The sequence below is a fragment of the Thiomonas delicata genome (assembly GCF_900088825.1).
GTDB lineage: Bacteria > Pseudomonadota > Gammaproteobacteria > Burkholderiales > Burkholderiaceae_C > Thiomonas_A > Thiomonas_A delicata.
In genome coordinates, this window is sequence record NZ_LT592203.1 from 1 (window position 1) to 407 (window position 407).

Here is a 407-nt window from a genome sequence, read left to right on the forward strand (position 1 = left end):
GCGCGCGGGTGCCGACGCCTGCGAGCGCGTGGGTGACGGCCTGGTCGCCGCGCACATCATTGCCCGCGTGCACAACGAGGTCGAGGGCATCCTTCCCACCGCGCCGAGCGTTTGACGCCCGCGGGAGCTTTTACTTTTCGAGGAGCATGAAATGGCTGGAGTAACAGGGATTGCCCTGGGCATGATCGAAACCCGCGGTCTGGTTCCCGCGATCGAGGCGGCCGACGCGATGACCAAGGCAGCCGAGGTTCGCCTCATTGGCCGCCAGTTCGTCGGCGGCGGCTATGTCACCGTGCTGGTGCGCGGCGAGACCGGTGCCGTCAACGCCGCGGTGCGCGCGGGTGCCGACGCCTGCGAGCGCGTGGGTGACGGCCTGGTCGCCGCGCACATCATTGCCCGCGTGCACA

1 protein-coding gene is annotated in these 407 nt (G+C 69.3%); it reads left to right on the forward strand.

Features of this window, described 5'->3' with window-relative positions:
• Window positions 1–151: 151 nt before the first annotated feature.
• Window positions 152–407 (forward strand): alpha-carboxysome major shell protein CsoS1 (gene csoS1, locus THIARS_RS18070; RefSeq protein WP_094162245.1); only part of this gene is annotated, 256 nt, incomplete at its 3' end.